This is a genomic window from Pseudomonas sp. NFACC25, from assembly GCF_900100935.1.
GTDB classification, from domain to species: domain Bacteria; phylum Pseudomonadota; class Gammaproteobacteria; order Pseudomonadales; family Pseudomonadaceae; genus Aquipseudomonas; species Aquipseudomonas marginalis.
The window spans coordinates 91156-113992 of sequence record NZ_FMUC01000011.1 but is presented as its reverse complement, the minus strand read 5'-3'; the positions used below and the strand labels follow the sequence as shown (position 1 = coordinate 113992).

Sequence of the window (22837 nt, the reverse complement as noted above, 5' to 3'; positions counted from 1 at the left end):
AGTCCTCTCGCACATGTGACGTGTGAATACATTCAAATGTGGGAGGGAGCTTGCTCCCGATAGCGGCATAACAGTCAGCGCAGAACTAGCCCTGCCACTTCCCGCCTTCAACGATCACACTCTCAGGCTTGGTGTCATCGCTCAGCTCCTTGCGCACATATTGGTCGTAGAGCTTGAGCAGGAATTTCTCCTCACCCAGCTTCGCCAACTCGGCATTCACCCAGTCGCGCAGTTCGATATTGCCCTTCTTCACCGCCGGGGCGATGGGCGCTTCGTCACCGAGCTTCTGTTCCAGCACGCGGTAGCCCGGGTTCTGCTTGGCCCAGCTGAACAGCACCAGGTTGTCTTGCGCATAAGCATCGCCACGCCCGGCCGACAGCGCTTGCAGCGACTCGGAGTTTTTCTCGAACTTCAGCAGTTTCCAGTCCGGGTGGTTCTTGGTCAGCCAGATATCGGCAGTGGTGCCGGTGGTGACGATGGTGGTGCGGGTGGCCAGGTCATCCAGGCTTTTGACCGCGCTGTCCTGGGGCACCAACGCCTGCACCGCGACTTTCAGGTTGGGGTTGGTGAAGTCCACTGCTTCCTTGCGCTCGGGCGTCACGGTCATGTTGGCGAGGATCAGGTCGACCTTGTCGCTTTGCAGGAACGGAATACGGCTGGCCGGCTCGACGGCGACGAATTCGACTTTGTTCTCATCGCCCAACAGGTCCTTGGCGAATTGGCGGCCGATGTCGGTATCGAAACCGACATAGCGGCCCGCTTCGTTGACGAAGCCAAACGGTGGCTTGTCGGTGAATACGCCGACGATCAGCTTGTCCCGCGCCTTGATCTTGTCGAGGTAGCTGACGGCGGCAGCAGGTTTAGCAGGCTCTTCGGCCTTTTTATCGCAGCCGGCCAGTAAGGCGACGGCCAACAGTGGCAGCAGTAACTTTTTCATAGCAGCTCCAGTTCCTTGGTTTTCTTGGGCAGTGTTGAGACAAAGGAGAACTTCTCCAGGAACTGCTGCGCGCGTGCGGTTTGCGGGTTCGTAAAGAATTCTTCGGGGGTGTTGTGTTCGAGGATGCGACCGGCCTCCATAAACACCACGCGGTCGGCGACGGCGCGGGCGAAGGCCATTTCGTGGGTGACGATCAGCAGGGTCATGCCATCGCGGGCCAGGCCCTGGATCACCTCCAGCACTTCCTTGACCATCTCCGGGTCGAGGGCGGCAGTGACTTCGTCAAACAGCATGACCTGAGGGTTCATGCACAGCGAGCGGACGATGGCGATGCGTTGCTGCTGGCCGCCGGAGAGCTGGCGCGGGAAGGCGTCGCGCTTTTCCGCCAGGCCTACGCGGGCCAGCAGCTTCTCGGCCTGCGCGCGGGCTTCGCGCGGCTCGCGCTTTTGCACTTTCAGCGGGCCGAGCAGGATGTTGTCGAGCACGCTCATATGCGGGAACAGGTGGTAACTCTGGAACACCATGCCCACGTCCTGGCGCACCTGGCGCCAGTCGGTGGTTTTATCCAACAACTCCTTGCCGGCAAACCGCAGGCTGCCGCTATGGGCCACTTCCAGGCCGTTGAGGCAGCGCAGCAAGGTGCTTTTGCCGCAGCCGCTGGGGCCGAGGATCACCACCACTTCGCCGCTTTGCACACTCAGGTCGATGCCCTTGAGCACCTGCTGGTCGCCGAAGAATTTGTTGAAACCCTGGAACTCGATCAATGCGCTCATGCTTGGGCCCAGCGCCGTTCCAGCACCTTGGAGGCGGCCGACAACGGGTAGCAGATAAAGAAGAAAAACAGGAACAGCGCGCCGTAGATCAACACCGACTCATAGGTGCGCTCGATGATTTGCTGGCCGACCTTGATCACGTCCACCACGCCGATCAGCACCGCCAGGGAACTGGTCTTGATGATGCGCGTGTAGACGTTGATGGTCGGCGGCGTCATGCGCTTGAGGGCCTGGGGCAGCAACACGTAGCCGTACAACTGCGGGTCGGACAAGCCAATCGACAGGCCGGCTTCGCGCTGGCCGCGGGGCAGCGAATGCAACGCGCCGCGTACCACTTCGCCCACTTCGCTGGCGCCCCACAGCGACAACACCAGCACCGCGCACCAGAAGCTGGGGATGCTCAGGCCAAAGAAGATCGGCAGGCCAAAGAACAGCAGATACAACCACACCAGCACCGGAATCGCCCGGAACAGCTCCAGGTAAACCCGCAGCACCGCGTTGACCAGCCTGTTGTTCAAGGTGCGCAGCACGCCATACAACACGCCGCCGACCGTACTGAAGGCGATGCTCAACAACGAAATCGACAGGGTCTGCGCAGCGCCCTTGCCCAATTGCGGCAACGACACCCACAACAACTCAAGACCCGAACTGGCCATTCTGGAGCCTCCTTTCCAGTCGGCTGAGCAGCAGCGACAGCGGCAAGAACAGCAGCACGCAAATCAGCGTCAGCACGGCGAGCATTTCGTAGGTCTTGTAGTAGAGGGCGATGTAGCTCTTGGTGGTGTAGAGAATCTCCGGCACCGCCACGGCAGAGACCACGGTGGTCTCCTTGAGCAGGAAAATGAAATTGGCGAACAACGCCGGCAGGCTGAGGATGCCGGCCTGGGGCAGGATCACATGGCGCAGCAGTTGCCAGTCCGACAGGCCGATGGACTTGCCCGACTCGATCTGCGCCAGCGGCACCGCTTCCACACCGGCGCGCAGCACTTCGGTGAGGTAGGCACCGCCGAGGAACGTCATGGTGATGATCGCCGCCCAGAACCCGGAGATATTCAAACCCAGGGCCGGCAAGGCGAAGTACACGAAGAACAGCTGGATCAGCAGCGGTGTATTGCGCGCCAGTTCCACATAGAGCGCCACCAGGCGCGACAGGTACGGCGTGCGAAACACCAGCAGTGCAGCGTTGATCAGCGCCACCAGCAACGAGGTGGCAATGGCGATCAGGCCCACTTGCAGCGTGACGCCCACGGCGTTCAAAAACGCCGGCAGGGTGCTGAGGATAAAAGCGAAATCGAAGGTCATTGTGAGTCCATGACGCCGCAGGGGTAATGCGGCGAGCGCCGTCCGATCCGGCGTGGGTAACGCCGGGTAGCGCGAACTTTAAAGGTATAAAAAGTAAAATTTAAATACCGAAATAGCATATTGATATCACCCAAAAAGATAACCGACGGATTCGCAGGTTTTCCAGGTGACGACTATGGTTGGGGGGTCTGTGTTTCGAGGGAATGAACAATGAACAAAGCGAAACCGATTGATCCGCAGGAGCTGGTGAAATGGTTGGTGGCGTTGCGCAGGGCGATCAATAGCCGCGCGCTCTGACACGCTGAAAATCCACTGTGAGATGAAGATCAAATGTGGGAGGGGGCAAGCCCCCTCCCACATTTTTATTGCATTCCAAATTCCAGGCATAAAAAACGCCGACGCTGTAGTAGCCGTCGGCGTTGAAACCTTGAAGGGGGTTTTGGCTTACATCAGAACGCGGGCACGACTGCGCCGTTGTACTTCTTCTCGATGAAGGCTTTGACTTCCGGGCTGGTCAGGGCCTTGGACAGCTTCTGGATAGCGTCGCTGTCCTTGTTGTCCGGGCGCGCCACCAGGAAGTTCACGTACGGCGACTTGGCATCTTCGATGATCAGCGCGTCCTTGGCTGGGTTCAAGCCAGCTTCCAGGGCGTAGTTGGTGTTGATCAAGTCCAGGTCAACCTGGTCCAGCACCCGTGGCAGCAGGGCCGATTCCAGCTCTTTGAACTTCAGGTTCTTCGGGTTGCTGGCGATGTCTTTCGGCGTGGCCAGGGCGTTGGTCGGGTCTTTCAGGGTGATCACACCGGCTTTCTGCAGCAGCAACAGGGCGCGGCCGCTGTTGGAGCCTTCGTTCGGGATAGCCACGGTGGCGCCATCCTTGAGCTCGGAAATATTCTTGATCTTTTTCGAGTAACCGCCGAAGGGTTCAACGTGCACGCCAACCACGGTGACCAGGTTGGTGCCCTTGCCCTTGTTGAAGTTTTCCAGGTACGGCAGGGTCTGGAAGTAGTTGGCGTCCAGGCGCTTCTCGGCAACCTGTACGTTTGGCTGTACGTAGTCGGTGAAGACTTTGATTTCCAGGTCCACGCCTTCTTTGGCGAGGGTCGGCTTGACCAGCTCAAGGATCTCGGCGTGCGGGATCGGGGTGGCGGCCACCACCAGTTTCTCGTTGGCCTGGGCGAAGCTTGCAGTCAGGGCAGCCGCCAATGCGGTAAACAACAGAACCTTTTTCATGCAGTGTCCTTATCGGAAATCCGGGGCGTCTCTGACGACCGTTTTTTAGGTGGTGTGCCAGCGAAGTGCTATCGCGGCGTGGAATGGACAATACCTAGATTTTTTATTCCCGAACAATATCTTTTATTCACGTTGATATTCCATTTTGCTCATGTAGCGGCTTGTTCGCTTAGAAAGCTGCGCAAGGTTTCCCGCTCAGCCGGGCTGGCATTGGCGAAGATGCGCTGCACTTGCTCCAAGGGCGACCCCGCCACCGGCAGGTTCAGGTGTTCGGGCAGAATTTCGTCGCCGCTGCTCACCAGCAAGGCGAAGTGGATGACGTTCTCCAGCTCGCGGGTATTACCCGGCCAGCTGTGGTGTTCGAGGACGCGCTGGGCCGCATCGCTGATCAGCGGCACCGGCAGGTCCAGGCGCTGGCTGTAGATGCCGAGGAAGTACTCGGCCAACGACAGGATATCGCCCACCCGCTCACGCAATGCCGGCAAGTCCAGCTGGCCTTCGCTCAGGTAATGGAACAGCCTCTCATGAAACTTGCCGGCGGCCACGGCCTGGGCCAGGTCGATGCTGGTGGCGGCCACCAGGCGCACGTCCACCGGACTCGGCTGGTGGGCGCCCACGCGGGTGACTTCATGGTTTTCCAGGGCCGCCAGCAGTTTCACCTGGATCGGCAGCGGCAAGTCGCCGATCTCATCCAGATACAACGTGCCGCCATTGGCCGAGCCAAACCACCCGGCCCGGCTGCTGGCCGCGCCGCTGTGGGCGCCGGCGGCATAGCCAAACAACTCGGCGTCGGCGTAGGTTGGGCTGATGGCGCCGCAATTGACCGAGACAAACAAACCGGAGCGGTCGCTGCCCCGGTGAATATGCCGCGCCAGCAATTCTTTACCACTGCCGGTCTCGCCTCGAATCAATACGGGCAAGGCGCGCGGGGCCAGGTTTTCCAGGTCTTCGCGCAGCTTGCGCGAGCGCGGGTCGACAAACACCAGCGCCTTGGCGCGGATGCTCAGCGGGCTTTTTTCGGCGTCGGGGAAGGTCAGCAGCGGCTGACCGAAGGTTTCATGCAGACTCATGGCAGGCTCCCGCCCCAAATCCACTCAGGGACGGGGCGTTGAAAAAATATCAGGCGGTGCGCCGGGCGTGATGCTCGAGGCGGCTTTGCAGGCGATACAGGTAGGCGAACCCCTGCTCCCAGCGCTGGTGACCGGACTTCACATTGATATGCCCGGCCCCCGACAGGATGCCGGCTTCGGCGCCCCAATTACGCGCCAGCTCCAGGGCCCGGGGGGCGCTGACGGCGCTGTCGTTATCGGAACTGACCACCTGGCTGGGAAACGGCAGCAGGTCGGTCGGGATCGGCGCAAAGTTGCGCAGGGCCGGCGAGCAGGCTGGCCGTTCAACGTCCGCCGGAGCCACCAGCAAGGCACCGCGCACCTGCCGCAGGAACTGCACCGGGGCAGTGGCCGCCCAATGGGCCACGGTGATGCAGCCCAGGCTATGGGCGATCAGGATCACCGGCGTGCTGTCGGCGGCGATCGCCTCGGCCAGCGCGGCGACCCAATCTTCACGGCGCGGTGTGAGCCAATCGGCCTGCTCCACGCGTGCGCTGTTGGGCAGGCTGTTCTGCCAGTGACTTTGCCAATGATCTTCTGGCGATCCTTGCCAGCCCGGCACGATCAGATAACGAATCGACTCGCTGTGCATGGGTGTGCCCTCCTGCAGCGTTTAACGTTGTAGGACAGTATAGGGACGAGGGTTATATTCGTTAAGGAATAAGAAGCTATTTATTAATAACCAAAAACTCAAACCCGCATGAGATCAAAATGTGGGAGGGGCTTGCCCCCGATGGCGATGGGTCAGCCACCTATTTTTAGCTGACGGACCGCTATCGGGGGCAAGCCCCCTCCCACATTGACTCGATTTCACATTCAATTTGCAGTGGTTTTAGATGACGTGATTGGTACGAGGCATGCAGTCGATGGTGCGATCCACCACGGTCTTGGCCGTTTCCAGCAAATGCCACACCGCATGGACTTTCGCGCGGTCGTGCGGCTGCAGGTGCTCACAACAGTCCCACGGTGGCCGATGCGCTGTGGATCAGGTGAGCGATATAAAGTTGGGCGTCTTCGAAACTGAGGTTTTCGTTGGCGACAAGGCAGTCAACGGGTGGGTCGGGAAGTGCTTTGGTCATGGTGTAACTCCTATTGAACACGGGAGCGACCACTAACGCGGCTAAACGATAGGTGGCAGCTGTACGCGGGTTAGCAGACTGGCCAATAGGAACACCAGCGCACCCGAGGGTGCCCCACGCACAGCCACCATAAACGCGGATGTGAACCGTGTGCCTATTGAACTCAGGCTGCTAAACCCGATCGCTGAAAACCAGCGACGGGCCGAAGACTAGCCATCCATTCAACAGTCACAAGGCGGCGGGGATTGTCTCGGAAACGTCCTGCAATTTAAAGGGACACGGCTTGCCGGCCCTTTACAAATCATGACGAAATGCCAGCATCGATCACCTGATGAACTTTCTTGTAGGACATATCTTCCATGACGGTTTTTTATGGCTCCGCTGACGACTTTTCGCTTTTCCGGAGAGTGGTGAGGTTAGTTAAATATTGACTCCAACCAACCCCGTAAAGCTCGCAATGAATATAAATATAAGTACTTTCCACCACGAAATTTCTAAAGTCAGGCTTTCTAAAACCGCATTCAACGAACTACTGAGCGCAAAAGCCAGCTCCGAACCGGATGATCAAACTAATCGATTCGATGCAAAGCCTGCTTACATCGCCCCCCATCACTCGCAGACCCTCAGCGCAGAACTGCGCAATATACGAAAAATCGTTGATCACGAAAAACACGTCCTTATCCTAGATGGATTTAAAGTCGATGATCTTGCAGGCTTCAAATCTTTGATATGGACGTTGGGCTCTTTGCTGGGAGCACCAATGGTGCAGAACCATCTTGGCCATAGGGTTATTGAGGTGTATGACCGGGGAGGTAAAAGCATTGAAGAAGGTGCGAGATATCATCAGACCCGTCAGGGCGCATATGTCCATAACGATGGCGTAAGCGATCCGCTCCCTATCGATTATTTGATTCTGGCTTGTGGCCAGAAAGCCTTACTCGGCGGCGAAAGTATTCTGATAGACGCAAGTGCGGTATACGCTGAATTAATGGCATTCCCTGAGGTACTGGAAGAACTTAAGTGCGATTTCTATTTTGAAAATCGAGGTATGGCGGAGGAAGAACAATTATTCAAAGCGCCAATCTTGAGCTTTTCAAATGAGGGCATCCCTTTAATTAGGTACTTCCGCGTCTATATCGAATCGGCCCACATCAAAGCGGGAGCGCCATTAACCCTGGCGCAAATACATGCATTGGATTTTCTAGATACAGTCCTTGATCAATCTTCAGTTCAACATCGAGTGCTGCTTGAACCCAGGGCAGGTTCTTATTTCAGCTGACAACAAGTTTCTCCATACCCGAACGCATTTCATCGATAAGAGCGCTCCGCGCTTAGAGATTGATGACGCAGTCTCTTTGAAAGATCTCAATCGATACATGTTACGAATGTGGTTGCGCAAACGATGATCCCTCGCTGGCCATAAGGCACAACTTCATATTCCCATCACAAGCCGAGCCCCATGGACAACTCCAACATCGCGATCACCCTTGTTTTGATCTCCGCCTTCATGCACGCCACCTGGAACGCGGTCGTCCGGGCGGGGAGCAGTCGCTTCATGACCTTGGCCATGGTCGATGGTACGGCGTTGCTGATCTGCCTGGCGGCGCTGCCGCAGGTGAATACGCCAAGCCTGCAGGTGTGGGGCTACGTGCTGGTTTCCGTGGTGCTCAACACGGCCTATCGATTGTTTCTGATCAAAGCGTATGAAACCGGCGACTTTGGGCAGGTCTACCCGGTCATGCGCGGGGTGCCACCGGTTTTAGTCGCGCTGTTTTCCTATTTCCTGCTGCACGAGCAGCTATCGTTTCATGCCATGGCGGGGGTGTTGCTGATTTGCGTAGGCATTATCAGCCTGACATTCGTGCGCAGGATGTCCGCGCGTATGTTCAAACCAATTCTGATGGCGGTGTGCGCAGGTGCTTTCATCGCGTCCTACACAGTGGTGGATGCCAAAGGTGTCAGAGCCAGTGAGACGGTGCTGCAATACATCATCTATCTGACGGTATTCCAGAGCATTCCGATTCCGGCGCTGGCGTTTTTCAAGAAACGTCTGGAATTCGCAGAGGCCATTCGCAACCATTGGAAAGTCGGCGTAATGGGCGGCGTTTTTTACCTCACTTCCTACGGCCTGGTGCTGTTCGCGCTGTCGCTGGATGCGGTGGCCAAGGTCTCAGCGTTGCGGGAAACCAGTGTTATTATCGGCGCCATTATTGCCGCGCTGTTTTTTCACGAGCGGTTCGGCTGGCGGCGGATGCTTTCGGCGTTCGTCATTGTTTGCGGGATCATCCTGATCAAAGTGAGCACCTGATGGGCCAACGTACGCCACCTACACCCATGCTGCAAGCCTTTGTCAGTGCTGCACGAACAGGCAGTTTCGCCCGCGCAGCATCAGAGTTGAGCCTCACCGCCAGTGCCATCAGTCATCAGATCGCAGGTCTGGAAGAGTGGTGGGGCGTTCAGTTGTTCGAGCGCCATTCGCGGGGCGTCAACCTCACAACCGCCGGGCAGGCTTTGTTGCCGGTGACCGATGATTTTTTCAAAACCCTTGAGACGGTGTTGCACTCGCTGAATCCGCGCAAATCTCAGCCCCTTTATCTTTCGTGCACTTCGTCCCTGTGTTCGACCTGGCTAATCCCCAGAATGCATGGTTCCCACACCGACGCTTCATTCAATCTCGACCTGGTATTGACCAGTGCGGATATGAATAGCGCCAATCTCGGTGCCCATCAATTCGATGTTGCGATTGTGATGGGGTACGGCGACTACCCGGATCATCATGCCGAGCTTCTGATGCGCGATGCCGTGTTCCCGGTTTGCTCACCGGAGTTTCAACGCATGAATGGCGATATTTCGCTGACGGATATCGCGCGGTATCCACTCATTCACCGTGTGGACGATCAAGTGTGTCCAGGGTGGGAAAGCTGGTTTGCGTTCCAGGGCCTGGCAGCTGCGCCTTATCACCATGGGCCGCGCTTTCCGGACTCAAGCCTGGCAATCAGTCTGGCAGTGAAGGGTGGCGGGATTGCGCTGGCCAGGACAGCGTTGGTGTATGACCAGTTGGAAGAAGGTGCATTAGTCACACTAGGCGGCCCGCTGATGATGTCGCCGGCGGCGTACTACGTTATTTGTAGGAATGGGCGGCAGTCGGAACCTGATATCGCTCGGTTGATTGACTGGCTCAAAGAGAGCGCTAGAAAGTTTCAGCAAGAAGTTGAAATCCGGTATCCGCAAATCGCTGGGGTTGGCGCACTTTGATCGTGTGATGTTACTGAAACGGAGGCAAAAAAAAGGCCGCACCCTGCCAAGGAAACGGCCAAAAAATTGTCGAGGCTTTTGAAACTAACGTGCGGTAATCACCGACAGTTTGGTAATCCCCGCGCGCTCGATAGACGCCATGGCTCGCGCCACTTCGCCGTAGTTCACACCATCGTCAGCCTGCAGTTGCACCCGCACATCGGGGTCCTTGGCCTTGGCCGCCTGCAGGTTGAATTCCAGCAGGTCCGGCTGGATTTCGTCCTTGTTGATAAACAGTTTGCCGGCGCCGTCGATGCTCACCACCAGCGGGTCCTTCTGCTCCACCGGGGCTACGGCCTCGGTCTTGGGCAGGTTGATCGGGATCGCATTGGTCAACAGCGGCGCGGTGACGATAAACACCACCAGCAGCACCAGCATCACGTCTACCAGCGGCGTGACGTTGATCTCGCTCAGTACCTCATCACTGTCTTGCGTGGAGAAGGCCATTTCAGGACGCCTCCTTCACTTTTTGCGGGTTGCCCGGCGCATGTTTAGTCAGGGCCGGGTGCAGCAGCACACGGAAGGAGTTTTTCTGCGCCAGGCTGTAGAAGTCGTGGGCAAAGTCATCCAGGTCCGCCGCCGTGAGCTTCAGGCGGCGCAGGAAGTAGTTGTAGACCAGCACCGCCGGCACCGCGACGGCGATCCCCACGCCCGTGGCAACCAGGGCGGCACCGATGGGGCCGGCCACGGTTTCAAGGCTGGCGGAGCCGGCGGCACTGATGCCCTTGAGCGCTTCCATGATCCCCCACACGGTGCCGAACAGGCCGATAAACGGCGAGGTGCTGCCGATACTGGCGACCACGGCCAGGCCGGTTTCCAGGGAGCGGCGCTCACGTACGATCTGCTGGCGCAGGGCACGCTCGAGGCGGTCCTGGTGGTTGATCGCCTGGCTCAGGTCGGCCGCATGCGGCGCTTCCCCGACCTGGATCGCGGCGTAACCGGCCTGGGCCACACGGGCAGCGGCGCCGGGCTGGGTTTCGGCCAACTCGGCGGCCGAGTCGAGGCTCGACGCCGCCCAGAACTGTTTGTGGAACTTGCGATCCTGCGCTTTAAGGCGACCGAACTGCACGCCCTTGAGCAGGGCCAGGCCCCAGGTGGCGACCGAAAAGACCACCAGCAGCCAGATCACCGCGCTTTCGATGGATTCAAGTGGAGATGCTAATGCCATGATGTTTTCCCTCTGTACTAGTCGCGGCGTGTGCTGCACACCGCAGCGCAATAGTTAGTGAATCTTGAAGTCGATCGGTACGCTGACCCAGCCGTCCTGGGCCACATCGCCCTGCTTGGCCGGCACGAAGCTCCACCGCTTCACGGCGGTCAGTGCGGCGTCGTCGAGTTGCTGGCGACCGCTGCTTTTCTGGACCTGGATCTCCCCCGGCTTGCCACTGGCCAATACATGCACCCGCAACAACACCGTGCCTTCCCAACCGCGACGCTGCGCCAGTGACGGGTACTCCGGCGCCGGGTTCTTGAGGTACGCGGCGTTGGCCGAAGCCGGTGTCACCGGGGCTGGCGCGGGCGGAGCGGGCGCGGGTGCCGGTGGCGCCGGTTGCGGTGGCGTGGGCGCCTGCTCGACCGGTTTCGGTGCGGGCTTGGGCTCAGGCTTTGGCACCGGCTTGGGCTTGGGTTTTGGAATCGGCTTGGGCGGCGCCGGCTTGGCGGCCAACTCATCCACCACCGGCGGCGGTGGCTCGACAACAGGCGGTGGCGGTGGTGGCGGCACAGGCGGTGGCGGTTCCACCACGGGCGGTGCCGGCTGGGAAAATTCGATGGTCATCGGCGGAATCTCCGGCGGCACAATCGGCAGCACCGGGGTGGGTTTCTGGCTGACCCAATAAATCACTGCACCGTGCAGGGCCAGTACCAACAAACCGAGCAGGATCCCCTCGCGGCGGCTGGAGAATCGCTTCGGGGTTTGCTGCGTTCGCAATTGCCCCAACGGCGCGCGGTGCGGCCGGCCAAGGTCGACCAACTCACCACTCGGTGCCTGGCGCCATTGCGCCTCGGGTGCACTGGCGGCGGTCTGGACATTGCCCATTGATTCACTCCCTACGGTTTCGAAACCAAAAAACCGACGGGCCTGCGTGGAAGGCCGTCGAGGGCTGAATCATCGGGGCCAGACGCTTATCTCTTAAAGTAATCTTTGAAGTTATAGATAGATCAAATTTGAATAAACGAATGCTCTGCAAACACCAAAGCCCCGGCCCACGTGGCCTGGCGTCGAGGTGGTTTTTTTTGATGCTTTTCAGGCATACAAAATATTCACTTAAGGCATGGCTCAACGGGGCTGTTTGCACACAAATCGAACAGCTCAGCCTGCAAGCACTGCCCCGCGGCACTCAGGCCATGACGGGCATACAACGCCAGGCGCACGCCTTGCACCACGGGCAAACCGCTGTCCGGCCCCAGTTCCACATGCCCTGGCTGCACGACCCGTCGCGGCAACAGACTCACACCCAAACCCGCCGCCACCGCCGAACACACGCTGGCCAGGCTGGCGCTGGAATAACCGATGCGCCAGCGCCAGCCGCCCACTTCCAGGTGGTGCAACATTTCATTGCGGTACAGGCCGCCCACCGGGAATGCCACCAACGGCAGAGGGTCGCGCCCCAGGCACGGCGTGCTGCGGCTGTCGACCCAACACAGCGGCTCGGGCCACGAGGCCAGGCAGTCATCGCTGCTACCCATCTGCTTGACCAGCAACACGTCGAATTCACCACTGCGGTATTGGCGCTGCAACTCGGGGCCCAGGCCGCTGGTGACCTCCAGGCGCACCCGTGGATAGGCCAGCACAAATGCCGACAGCAACGGCATCAGGCGCTCGGCGGCAAAGTCTTCCGGCACCCCCAGGCGCAATACGCCGTCGCTCTGTTGGTTGATCAACACATCGGTGGCTTCTTCATGCAACGCGAGGATGCGCCGCGCATAGGCCAGCAAGCGCTCGCCCTCGGCGGTGGCGACCACGCGGCGCTGGTCGCGGTCCAGCAACTGGCACGCCACCGCGTCTTCCAGGCGGCGGATCTGCTGGCTCACGGTGGATTGGGTCAAGTGCAGGCGCTCGGCGGCACGGGTGAAGTTGCCGCAGTCCACCACGGCGACAAAGCTGCGCAACAACACGGGATCGAACATCAGCGTCACCATTCTCTTTGCCACTGGTTGGCATGGTTATATTTAACTTCAGAATACCTTGGGTGCTGGCCATACTCACGCCTCATTTGCCGACTGCAAGAGCGTTGCATGACCCTGAACAAATCCCTCGCCGGCTGGGGCCTGCTGGTGGTGCTCGGCCTGAACCTGCGGCCGATCCTCAGTTCCATCAGCCCGTTGCTCGGCGAGATCCGCCAGGCCACCGGCCTGAGTTTCCAGAGCAGCGCCCTGCTGACCAGCCTGCCGGTGGTGTGCATGGGGCTGGTGGCGCTGGTGGGCGTGCGCGTGGAAGCCCGCCTTGGCGAACGGCGCGGCATCGCCCTGGGCCTGATGATGATCCTGCTGGCGTGCCTGGCACGCTGGCTGATGGGCCAGGCGTCGGCGCTGCTGGTCACGGCGTTGCTCGGCGGTGCGGGGGTGGCGCTGATCCAGGCCTTGGTGCCGGCGATGATCAAGCGCGAATTCCGTCATCGCGTGCCGGTGGCGATGGGCGTGTATTCGGCCTCGCTGATGGCCGGCGGCGGGCTGGCAGCGCTGCTCAGCCCGCTGGTGGCCACGCATTTCCAGGAATGGCAGGCGGGGTTGGGGGTGTGGCTGCTGCCGGCGTTGGGCGCCTTGCTGCTATGGGCCTGGCTGCCCCTGGGCGCGGCCCGAAATCCACAGGTGGTGCCGGCCTTCAAGGACCTGCGCAATCGCCGCGCCTGGTTGCTGGCGCTGTATTTCGGCCTGGTCAATTGCGGCTACATGAGCCTGGTGGCGTGGCTGCCGGCCTACTATCAGCAACTTGGCTGGGGCGTGTTGCCCAGCGGTTCGCTGCTGGCGTTCATGACCATCTTCCAGGTGCTCGCCGCGCTGTTGATGCCGGTGCTGGCGCAGCGCGGTATCGACCGTCGGCCGCTGCTGGGCATCGCCCTGCTGGCCCAGACCGTGGGTTACCTCGGCCTGATCGTCGCGCCGCAGGAATATCCGCACCTCTGGGTGGCGCTGTGCGGCTTCGGCCTGGGCGCGTGTTTCGCCTTGAGCCTGCTGCTGACCCTCGACCACCATCGCGACCCACGCCAGGCCGGGCAACTGGCGGCCTTTGTGCAAGGCGTGGGCTTCTTGATCAATGCGGTGTCGCCGTGGCTGACCGGCTGGTTGCGCGGGCTGACCGGCAACTTTGTCAGCGCCTGGGTGGTGCTGACGGTCACGGCGGTGGCGATGCTGGTGGTGACGCGCGTGTTCAGCCCGGCCACCTATCGCACGGGGCTAGAAGTCATAGCGCCCGGTCACTCCTAGCGTGCGCGGCGTACCAAGCAGGCCTTCGTAGCCGCCGTTCCCCCCCGTCCACAGCGTGGTGTAGTAGGTCTTGTCGAAGGCGTTTTTCAGCCATAACGACACGTCCCACTGCCCTTGCTCATAGTTGCCACGCAGGCCGGTGGACAGGTTGACCACGGCGTAGGCAGGAATCTGTCCATAGTCGGAGTCCTCCACGGTGCCCACAGCCTTGGAGCGGAAGGCATAGCTGGCGGTGACGTAGGGTTCGAAGCCGTTATCCAGGTTCCACTTGTATTCGCCGTTGGCGTTGGCGATCCATTTCGAGGCCCCCACCACTTGGTGCCCACTCAGGTCACAGGAGGCCGGCGCACCGGGGCGCAGACTGACTTCCGGCGGGCACGGCGCATCTTTGTAAGACAGGTAGCTCACATCGTTGAACGAGCCGTTGAGGTTCAGCGTCAGGCCCTTGATCGGCACCAGGGTGCTTTCCACCTCGACACCCCGCGAGCGCACCGAACCGGCGTTGGTCAGGTACTGCACACGGTTGTCCTGGTCATAGGCATTGGTCTGGTAGCCGTTGACCTGAGTCCAGAACAGGTTGGCATTGAGCTGCAGCCGCCGGTCCCACAGGGTGCTTTTGAAACCCAGTTCGACGTTATTGGCGCGCTCGGTGCCGATCAGCAGTGAGTCGGCCCCGGCCGTCGGTGCCGAGCCTACCGCCAGGTTGACCCCGCCGGACTTCTCGCCATGGGACAAGGTCGCGTAGCCCAGCAGGTTTTCGTTAAAGCGGTAGCTCAGGTTGAGCAAACCCGAGGGGCTGGTGCTGTATTGCGTGAGGTCGCCGGAATCGTACGCCCCCGCGCGCCCGCGTCGAGCCGTCGCGGCAGCACCGGTGACCGCCGCACCGCCAAGAGGAGCGTTACGCGTGACCCAGGCACTTTTTTCTTCATAGGTGCCACGCAGGCCGGCTGTGAAATCCAGGCGCTCGGTGAGGTGCCAGGTGCCCTGGGCAAACAGTGCAAAACTGTCGGTGCGAATGTGCCCGTTGCCGACGCTGCTGACGTTGGCCAGTGCGCCGGCTGGCGTGCCGTTCCAGATGTCGGCCTGCGGCCCGTAATAGCTGAAGGATTTGTTATCCAGCGAATTACCGAAGTAGTAGGCACCGAGCACGTAATCGAAGAACCCGCCGGTGGGTGAAGCCAGCCGGAATTCCTGGGACCACTGCTTATCTTCCACCGACACCCCGGCGTTATACGACGCCGGCACGTTAAGGCCGTCGTCGTTACGCGGGGTGAAATTCCAGAAGCGATAGGAACTGACCGAGGTCAGGGTGAAATCACTCGGCAACGTCCAGTTGGCCTCCAGCGACGTACCGCCCTGGAACACGGTGACGTGCTGGTCGCTGTCCAGGTTGACCTTGCGGTGGGTGCCATCGACCAGGGTCGCGCCTGCCGCGTTGGCCCGCGACTGGTAGAGGTTGGTGCCGTTGATGGTCGGCCCGGTGCTGTACAGCACCCGGGTGCCGGCGCTGGAATCCTCTTCGTTGTAATCGCCGATCCAGCGCAGGTTGAAGGTCTCGCTGGGCTTGTACAGCAGTTGCCCGCGAAAGCCCTGGCGCGAGCCGCCGTTGAGGTCATGGCCGTTGTATTCGTTCTTGATGTCGCCGTCGCTACGGGTGCGATACGCCGAGAAACGCCCCGCCAGGTCATCGGTGAGCGAGCCGGAAATCGTGCCCTTGGTCTGGAAGTAGCCGTCCTCGCCCAGCGAGGTTTCAATGCTGCGCTCCGGGGTAAAACTCGGCGCGCGCGTGCTGATGTTGATCACCCCGGCGGTGGTGTTTTTGCCGAACAAGGTGCCTTGCGGGCCGCGCAAGACTTCAAGCTGCTCGATGTCCATCAGGTCGAACACCGCCATGCCCGGCCGCCCGAGATACACGTTGTCGATATACAGCCCTACGCTGCCTTCCAGGCCATCGCTGGCCGGGTTGTTGCCAAGCCCGCGGATCGACACGCTGGACTGGCGCGCATGCATGTAGGCGACGTTGACGCTGGGCACCAGTTGCTGCAGATCCTGAATCCGATACACCCGCTGGCTCTCCAGGGCCTGGCCGCCGATCACGCTCATGGGCGTCGGCACTGCCTGGGCGCTTTCGGTGCGGCGCCGGGCGGTGACGGTGACCGTCTCCAACTCGCCGCCGGCGCTCTCGCCCTTGCTTACCGGCGCGGGTGTTTCGGCGGCCTGGGTCGGCGACCAACTGGAACTGCCGGCCACCAGAATGGCCAGGGGCAAGGACTTCAACAGACTCATAAGCGGCTCCGGAACCCGGGAATATCCATCGAGAGATATTCCTTTAGGTTATTTATTTATGTTTTTACGAACATTTACTGCATAAGAGATAGCCTTTATAAGGAGTCGACCTAATGCATAGCCAATGCATTTCCCGGATATTTTTGATGTGAAAAATGCATATCGATTTGCGCCAGCTTCGTCACTTCATCGCCCTTGCCGAACAACGCAGTTTTGTCGCCGCCGCGTTGACGGTGAACCTGTCGCAATCGGCGTTCAGTCGCAGTATCCAGGCCCTGGAACACAGCGCCGGTTGCCAGCTGATTGACCGTGGCCGCAAAGACCTGGCGCCGACCAAACAAGGCCAGGTATTGCTGGAGCACGCCCGGCGCCTGGTCAGCGGTGCACAGCAACTGGCCAACGAGATCAGCCAGTTCAATGGCCTGGAGGCGGGGGAATTGCGCTTCGGCTGCGGCCCGGCACCGGCCGGCGGCCTGATCCCCCGCGCCATCGGCAGTTTTATCGGGCGCTACCCCAAGGCACGGGTGCAGTACCAGGTGGACGACTGGCAAAGCCTGAGCAAACGCCTGCTCAGTGAAGAGTTCGAGTTTTTCGTCGCCGACACCCGCCACTTCGAAGCCAACCCGGACTATCACACCCACCGCCTGCGCCCGCGCCGCTGGTATTTCTGCTGCCGCGCCGGCCACCCTCTGGCCGGGCGTGGCAGCGTAAGCGCCCCCGAGCTGATGAGTTACCCACTGGCCGTGACCATCCGCCCGCCCAACCTGCGCAAGGTCATCGTCGACCTCAGCGGCCGGCCCGATTTCCTGCCCAATGTCGAATGCGAGAACGGCTATAGCCTGATGGGCGTGGTGCTGCGCTCCGACGCCATCGGCATCGTCAGCGCCAACAGCGATGTGCTGCACATGGCCCGGGGCGAACTGGTGTGCTTGACGATCGAGGGCCTGGCGGAGGATCTGGAGGAGCGTTACACCCGCTACGGCATCGTCAGCCGTGCGGGGTATCGCTTGTCGCCACTGGCGGAAGCGATGATCGAGCAGATCAAGCAGGTCGATGAGTTGGATGAAGAGGTGTGCGCGCTGGAGAACGTCGCGGTCTAGGCCATGCATTCACTGCATCAAAGCCAGTCCCCAAATGCACTTGCCAGCCCCCCACTCGAACGGCGAAAAACCTCACCTGTCCTCCGTCTGGTGAAGCCCCATGTCCCACCCCCAACCCGTGCGCAACGTGCTGTACATCATGTGCGACCAACTGCGCCGCGATTACCTGTCGTGCTACGGCCACGCCCACTTGCACACGCCGAACATCGATCGCCTGGCCGCCGCCGGTGTGCGCTTCAGCCGCGCCTATACCCAAGGCACCATCTGCGGGCCCTCGCGCATGTCGGCCTATACCGGGCGCTACGTCAGCAGCCACCAAGTGGCGTGGAACGCGGTGCCGTTGCCCCTGGAAGAACTGACCCTCGGCGACTACCTGCGCCCCCACGGCATCCGCACGGCGCTGGTCGGCAAGACCCACGCCACACCCAATGTGGACGCCTTGCAACGCCTGAATATCGACCCTGACAGCAAGCAGGCCGAGCCGTTGAACGAGGTCGGCTTCGAGGCGTACCTGCGTCACGACGGCATCTACCCCGACAGCCCGCTGTTCGAGGATAAACGCGAGTCCGCGCCCTACACCCATTACCTGCGCGAGCAGGGCTACAGCGGCGCCAACCCGTGGCACGAATGGGCCAATGCAGCTGCCGGTGAAAACGGCGAAGTGCTCAGCGGTTGGCACATGCGCAATGCAGGCCGCCCCGCGCGCGTGGCCGAGGAACATTCGGAAACCGTCTACACCACCGACCGCGCCATCGACTTTATCCGTGAGCAGGCCGAACAACCGTGGTGCCTGCACCTGTCCTATATCAAGCCACACTGGCCCTACATCGCACCGGCGCCCTATCACGCGCTGTATGGCGCCGAGCATATCCAGGCACCGATCCAGCCAGGGGAGACCAGCGATCACCCGGTGTACCAGGCGTTCCGCCAGCACCAGGAGAGCCTGAACTTTTCCCGTGACGAGGTGCGGCTCACGGTGATTCCCACCTACATGGGCTTGATCAAACAGGTCGACGACCAACTCGGGCGCCTGTTCGATTTCCTGCAAGGCAATGGCCGTTGGGACGACACCCTGATCGTGTTCACCAGCGACCACGGCGATTTCCTCGGCGATCACTTCCTCGGCGAAAAAGAATTTCTGCTGGAACCTGCGGTGGGCATTCCGCTGATCGTGCGCGACCCACGCGCCGCCGCCGATACCCGCCGTGGCACGGTGGACGCGCGTCTGGTGGAAACCATCGATGCGCTGCCGACCTTCCTCGACGCCCTGGGTTTGCCAGCGGCCGAGCATCGCCTGGAAGGCCGCTCGCTGATCCCGCTGTTGCACGGCCAGGAAACCCGCTGGCGCCGCTACGCCATCGCCGAGTACGACTACGCCTTCCAGGCCCCGGCCCGCGAACGCCTGGCGCAACCCATCGACCGTTGCCGGATGACCATGGTGCGCAGCGAACGCTGGAAATACCTGGCGTACGACGGCTTCCGCCCACAGCTGTTCGACCTGGAAAACGACCCGCAGGAACTGCACGACCTGGGCAACGACCCGGCCTATGCCGAAGTGCGCGAAACCCACGTGGGGTATCTGTTCGAATGGCTGCGCGGGTTGAAGCGACGCACCACCATCAGCCACGCAGAGATCGATCTGCGTGGCCAACGGTTTCGTTACGGTGAGCCGGAAGCGGAGAAGGTGGTGCAGATCGGCGTGTGGTAAACCACACATCGAACGTGGGGGCCCCCACTACCTCTTCGAAGTAGCGCTGTCGCACAGCAAACGGGTACCTCTGTGGTGAGCGGGCTTGCCCCGCGTTGGGCTGCGCAGCAGCCCCAGAACCAGGCGCAGAGGAGTGCCTGATACACCGCATTCGTCTTCATCAGGGGCGCTTCGCACCCCAACGCGGGGCAAGCCCGCTCACCACAGGTACGGTGTTCGCCGTTGACTGACTGGCATCAGGACTTGCCCCCTCCCACATCAGAGACCTTTGGTGGTCTGGCTGCGCTGCCCGTGCACGCCCACCGGCACATCGCCCTTGAGCGTCACCCGGCGCACGATGCGTTCCTGGGTGCCGTAGTCGTCGACGGCGTAATGCTGGGTGGCGCGGTTGTCCCAGATCGCCACGTCGCCGGTGTTCCAGCGCCAGCGCACGGTGTTTTCCAGGCGGGTGACGTGGCTTTGCAGCAGGTTGAACAGCTGGGTCGAGTCCGCCTGGGAATAACCTTTCAGGCGCTTGACGAAGTGCCCCAGCAACAGGGTTTTCTCGCCACTGACAGGATGCACGCGCACCACCGGGTGCTCGGTTTCGTACACCGTCGAGGTGAACACCTTGCGGTATGCCTCAAGCCGCTCGGCCGACACATCCGGCTTGAGCGCGGCGTAGTCGTATTCGTTGCTGTGCACTGCCCACAAGTTATCCGCCAGGGCGCGCAGTTCGACGCTGAGGTCGTTGTAGGCGCTTGAGGTGTTGGCCCAGACCGTGTCGCCACCGGACTTGGGCGCCAGTACCGAACGCAGCACCGAGGCTTTCGGGTAGGCATCGACGAAGGTCACATCGGTGTGCCAGGAATTGGCGCGCTGGCCACGGGTGCCGTCCAGTTCCATGAGGAAGCGCGTGCCGTCGCGCACCGGCACCGTCGGGTGGGCAATCGGCTCGCCGAGCAGATGGGCAAAGGCTTCCTGGCTCTGGTCATCGAGGTGAGTCTGCTCACGGAAGAAGACCACCTTGTACTGCACCAGCGCCTGCTGGATGGCTTCGACCGTGGCGGCATCCAGATCGCCGGACAGTCTGATACCGCGGATCTCGGCGCCGATGCGGCCGGCGACCGGGTGAATATCCAGCGCCTGGGCGACGGGTTGAACAGCTAATGCGGCGTTGCTCATGGTGATGACCCTCTTGTGCCTGCTGATGGGGACGCTTTCCGACAACGCTCTATCCATATGCAATTTAGGTCTAGCAAATGAACGAATGCTTCATTGACGGAATAAGAGCTTGCATTTAAAACCTCTGCTCCCGTGGTCGCAAATGCCTTCGACCTATTTTTAAGATGCAGGGAAAGCATATGGATCTTCGCCAACTGCGCTACTTCATCGCCCTCAACGAACACCGCAGTTTCGTGCGTGCGGCAGACGCCATGGGCATCACCCAACCGGCGTTCAGCCGCAGCATCCAGGGGCTGGAACAGGAGTTCGGCTGCGTGCTGGTCGACCGTGGCCACAAGGACCTGCGCCCCACACCGGAGGGCCAAGTGGTGCTGCAACATGCCCTGTCCCTGGTGCACGGCGCCGCCTTGCTGAGCAGTGAAGTGACGCGCATGACCAAGCTCGACGCCGGCGACCTGCGCTTCGGCTGCGGCCCGGCACCGGCGGTGAAACTGGTGCCGGATGCGGTGGCGCGCTTTATCAGCGCCCACCCGAAAATCCGCACCAGTTTCCAGGTGGATAACTGGGAAAAACTCAGCCGTGCCCTGAGCCGTGAAGAGATCGAATTCTTTATCGCCGACATCCGCCAATTCGAAGCCGACCCGAATTTCCAGACCCGCGCGCTGACCCCCAAGCGCGGGGTATTTTTTTGCCGACCGGGCCACCCGTTGCTGGCCAAGGACAGCCTGTCGACCAACGACATGTTCGACTACCCGCTGGCGGCGCCGCTGATCTCACAGGGCATTCGCAAACTGTTGGCGAACCTGAGCGGGCGCATGGATTTTTCCCCGAGCATCCAGACCGAACATTTCCCGGCGCTGGTGAAGATCGTGCTGCAGTCCAACGCCATCGGCGTCGGCACCGAAGAGGCATTCGCCGAAGACATCGCCCACGGCACGTTGAAACTGCTGCACTGGCGCAACCTGCCGCAGAACATGGAGACCATGAGCGCCCGCTGCGGGATTGTCAGCCGCACCGGTTCGCGGTTGTCGCCGGCTGCGAAGGCGATGATCGAGACGCTGGTGGAGGTGGACAGGCAGGAGGTGAGCGTGGCGGTTTGACGGGCCTCATCGGGGGCAAGCCCCCGATGGCGATAGCCCAGGCACCACCCGACTCAAAGCCCCGCCGCCGCCAGGTTCGGCGCCACCCAGTCACTCACCTGGAACGGCTTGCGAATCAGCTTCTCCTTGGAAGCCAGGTCCACCGAACCCTGCAATTTAGCCAGGAACACCGGGTCCAGGGTCGACGGGAAAATCTCGCTGAGGGTCTGGTCTTTCAAGTCATTGGTGAGAATCACCGGCGGGTAACTGGCCAGCCCGGACACCAGCGCAATGTAGGCTTGCTTGTTGTTGTCATCGGTCAACCAGTGCACCGCCTGCTGCTGGGCCTTGAGCAGCTTGGCGACGGCGTCGGGGTGCTCGTCGACAAACTGTTTGCTGCCCACCAGCACCGCCTGGATGCTGCCGGCGCCACCGAGGTCCTTGGTGGTCAGCGGTATTTCAGCCAGCCCCTTGGCTTGCAATGCCGTCAGGTTCGAACCGCCCCAGGTGGCGTCGATCTGCTTGGCGGCCAGCGCGGCATTGGCGGCGTTGTAGTCCAGGCTGATGACTTTGAGGTCCTTCTCACTCAAGCCCTGGCTGGCCAATGCACTGTCGAACGACAACTGGCTGGCCGTGCCACGGAACACCGCGACGCGCTTGCCCTTGAGGTCCTGCAAGGTCTTGATGCCAGAACCCGGCACCACGCCGAGGTACTGCTTGATGTCCCGCGCGGTGGCACTGAGCAGGCGCGTCTCCAGGCCATTGGAGCGGCCGATGATCGCCGCCAGGTCGCCCAGGTACGCCAGGTCCACCTGCCCGTTGGCGAAGGCTTCGTTGATCACAGGGCCGGCGCCCTTGAAGTAATTCCACTGGATCTTGATGCCTTGATCGGCAAAGGCTTTTTCGAAGATCTGCTGCTCGCGCAGCACGTCCGTTATGCCCCCGCCGCTGTGCTGGCTGCCTGCGCTGAGGTCAGGCACGGCGATGCGGATTTCCTTGAGGTCGGCAGCCTGTACCAGGCCCGCCAATGCGGTGCCTGCCACCAGGGTGATCAGACGTTTGAACGGCAGTTTCATATGCGCAGCTCCTTGTGGGCGAGGGTCGCCTGGGGAGCAGAAAGTAGGCACAACCTGGTCAAAACTTTAAATACTATAAATTCACAATTTAATAGCTTTTAGGACTATGCGAAGGGAAACGCAGGCTCCAGAGGGCTATGCATGGATAGCATCGAAAATATTCTTCGAATGCATTGGATGCGTGCCGGGGCGAGGCTTTAAATGGTTTTTCTTATCCCTCAATCATCTTGATTACGTTTTTATAAGATCGAAATCACATAACGCCCCTGGCGA

The 22837-nt window shown here is 60.8% G+C and carries 21 protein-coding genes and 1 pseudogene; 7 read left to right on the top strand and 15 right to left on the bottom strand.

Annotation, left to right across the window (positions count from 1 at the left end):
• Positions 1–85: 85 nt before the first annotated feature.
• The 8 genes and pseudogenes from BLQ09_RS22885 to BLQ09_RS22850 all read right to left on the bottom strand — a co-directional run bounded on the left by BLQ09_RS22885 (position 86) and on the right by BLQ09_RS22850 (position 6432).
• Positions 86–937, bottom strand: a complete 852-nt coding sequence (locus BLQ09_RS22885; RefSeq protein WP_027607847.1) for a transporter substrate-binding domain-containing protein — start codon at positions 935–937, stop codon at positions 86–88.
• Positions 934–1710, bottom strand: coding sequence for an amino acid ABC transporter ATP-binding protein (locus BLQ09_RS22880; protein WP_027607848.1), 777 nt, complete (start codon positions 1708–1710; stop codon positions 934–936). The genes BLQ09_RS22885 and BLQ09_RS22880 overlap by 4 nt, the downstream gene beginning before the upstream one ends.
• Entirely contained in the window at positions 1707–2366 is a 660-nt protein-coding gene (locus BLQ09_RS22875; protein WP_027607849.1) for an amino acid ABC transporter permease, read from the bottom strand. Before BLQ09_RS22875 ends, BLQ09_RS22880 begins: the two co-directional genes overlap by 4 nt.
• Entirely contained in the window at positions 2347–3012 is a 666-nt protein-coding gene (locus tag BLQ09_RS22870) for an amino acid ABC transporter permease (protein ID WP_027607850.1), read from the bottom strand. The genes BLQ09_RS22875 and BLQ09_RS22870 overlap by 20 nt, the downstream gene beginning before the upstream one ends.
• Positions 3013–3461: 449 nt before the next feature.
• Positions 3462–4244, bottom strand: a complete 783-nt coding sequence (locus BLQ09_RS22865; RefSeq protein WP_027607851.1) for a MetQ/NlpA family ABC transporter substrate-binding protein — start codon at positions 4242–4244, stop codon at positions 3462–3464.
• Between the two features lie 149 nt (positions 4245–4393).
• Positions 4394–5314, bottom strand: a complete 921-nt coding sequence (locus BLQ09_RS22860; RefSeq protein WP_027607852.1) for a sigma 54-interacting transcriptional regulator — start codon at positions 5312–5314, stop codon at positions 4394–4396.
• 49 nt (positions 5315–5363) lie between these two features.
• On the bottom strand, positions 5364–5945 hold the full coding sequence (locus tag BLQ09_RS22855) for an alpha/beta hydrolase (protein WP_016975008.1): 582 nt from the start codon (positions 5943–5945) through the stop codon (positions 5364–5366).
• A 240-nt stretch (positions 5946–6185) separates the two neighbouring features.
• Positions 6186–6432: pseudogene (locus tag BLQ09_RS22850) on the bottom strand (hypothetical protein).
• Between the two features lie 427 nt (positions 6433–6859).
• On the opposite strand from BLQ09_RS22850, the gene BLQ09_RS22845 reads away from it, so the two are divergent.
• The 3 genes from BLQ09_RS22845 (at position 6860) to BLQ09_RS22835 (ending at position 9687) form a co-directional block, all read left to right on the top strand.
• Positions 6860–7711 (top strand): TauD/TfdA family dioxygenase, encoded by an 852-nt coding sequence (locus BLQ09_RS22845; protein WP_256568997.1) that lies wholly within the window; start codon positions 6860–6862, stop codon positions 7709–7711.
• 180 nt (positions 7712–7891) lie between these two features.
• Positions 7892–8740, top strand: a complete 849-nt coding sequence (locus BLQ09_RS22840) for an EamA family transporter (RefSeq protein WP_027607853.1) — start codon at positions 7892–7894, stop codon at positions 8738–8740.
• A complete protein-coding gene (locus BLQ09_RS22835; RefSeq protein WP_092358652.1) occupies positions 8740–9687 on the top strand; it encodes a LysR substrate-binding domain-containing protein in 948 nt (315 codons plus the stop codon). Before BLQ09_RS22840 ends, BLQ09_RS22835 begins: the two co-directional genes overlap by 1 nt.
• Positions 9688–9771: 84 nt before the next feature.
• On the opposite strand, the gene BLQ09_RS22830 is transcribed toward BLQ09_RS22835, so the two are convergent.
• From BLQ09_RS22830 to BLQ09_RS22815, 4 genes are all read right to left on the bottom strand, one after another.
• Positions 9772–10173, bottom strand: coding sequence for an ExbD/TolR family protein (locus tag BLQ09_RS22830; protein ID WP_010565408.1), 402 nt, complete (start codon positions 10171–10173; stop codon positions 9772–9774).
• A gap of 1 nt (position 10174) precedes the next feature.
• Positions 10175–10894, bottom strand: a complete 720-nt coding sequence (locus tag BLQ09_RS22825; RefSeq protein WP_027607855.1) for a MotA/TolQ/ExbB proton channel family protein — start codon at positions 10892–10894, stop codon at positions 10175–10177.
• A 54-nt stretch (positions 10895–10948) separates the two neighbouring features.
• The gene (locus BLQ09_RS22820) at positions 10949–11764 is read right to left on the bottom strand and encodes an energy transducer TonB (protein ID WP_012721645.1); all 816 of its coding nucleotides are present in this window, start codon (positions 11762–11764) and stop codon (positions 10949–10951) included.
• Positions 11765–11988: 224 nt separating this feature from the next.
• Entirely contained in the window at positions 11989–12855 is an 867-nt protein-coding gene (locus tag BLQ09_RS22815) for a LysR family transcriptional regulator (protein WP_027607856.1), read from the bottom strand.
• Between the two features lie 108 nt (positions 12856–12963).
• Here BLQ09_RS22815 and BLQ09_RS22810 point away from each other — a divergent pair, with 108 nt between their 5' ends.
• The gene (locus tag BLQ09_RS22810; RefSeq protein WP_027607857.1) at positions 12964–14151 is read left to right on the top strand and encodes a CynX/NimT family MFS transporter; all 1188 of its coding nucleotides are present in this window, start codon (positions 12964–12966) and stop codon (positions 14149–14151) included.
• Here the strand turns inward: BLQ09_RS22810 and BLQ09_RS22805 are convergent.
• Positions 14122–16437 carry a TonB-dependent receptor gene (locus tag BLQ09_RS22805; protein ID WP_092358650.1) on the bottom strand — a complete coding sequence of 772 codons (2316 nt, stop codon included), beginning with the start codon at positions 16435–16437 and terminating at the stop codon, positions 14122–14124. The genes BLQ09_RS22810 and BLQ09_RS22805 overlap by 30 nt on opposite strands.
• Positions 16438–16592: 155 nt before the next feature.
• Between BLQ09_RS22805 and BLQ09_RS22800 the strand changes: the two genes are divergently transcribed.
• Positions 16593–17537, top strand: coding sequence for a LysR family transcriptional regulator (locus BLQ09_RS22800; protein WP_092358648.1), 945 nt, complete (start codon positions 16593–16595; stop codon positions 17535–17537).
• Between the two features lie 100 nt (positions 17538–17637).
• Positions 17638–19245 (top strand): alkaline phosphatase family protein, encoded by a 1608-nt coding sequence (locus BLQ09_RS22795; protein ID WP_092358646.1) that lies wholly within the window; start codon positions 17638–17640, stop codon positions 19243–19245.
• Positions 19246–19503: 258 nt separating this feature from the next.
• Here BLQ09_RS22795 and BLQ09_RS22790 read toward each other — a convergent pair whose 3' ends face one another.
• Positions 19504–20409 carry a TauD/TfdA dioxygenase family protein gene (locus BLQ09_RS22790; RefSeq protein WP_012721639.1) on the bottom strand — a complete coding sequence of 302 codons (906 nt, stop codon included), beginning with the start codon at positions 20407–20409 and terminating at the stop codon, positions 19504–19506.
• A 179-nt stretch (positions 20410–20588) separates the two neighbouring features.
• Here BLQ09_RS22790 and BLQ09_RS22785 point away from each other — a divergent pair, with 179 nt between their 5' ends.
• Positions 20589–21509, top strand: a complete 921-nt coding sequence (locus BLQ09_RS22785) for a LysR family transcriptional regulator (RefSeq protein WP_012721638.1) — start codon at positions 20589–20591, stop codon at positions 21507–21509.
• A gap of 53 nt (positions 21510–21562) precedes the next feature.
• On the opposite strand, the gene BLQ09_RS22780 is transcribed toward BLQ09_RS22785, so the two are convergent.
• Positions 21563–22564 carry an ABC transporter substrate-binding protein gene (locus BLQ09_RS22780; RefSeq protein WP_092358644.1) on the bottom strand — a complete coding sequence of 334 codons (1002 nt, stop codon included), beginning with the start codon at positions 22562–22564 and terminating at the stop codon, positions 21563–21565.
• Positions 22565–22837: the final 273 nt, after the last annotated feature.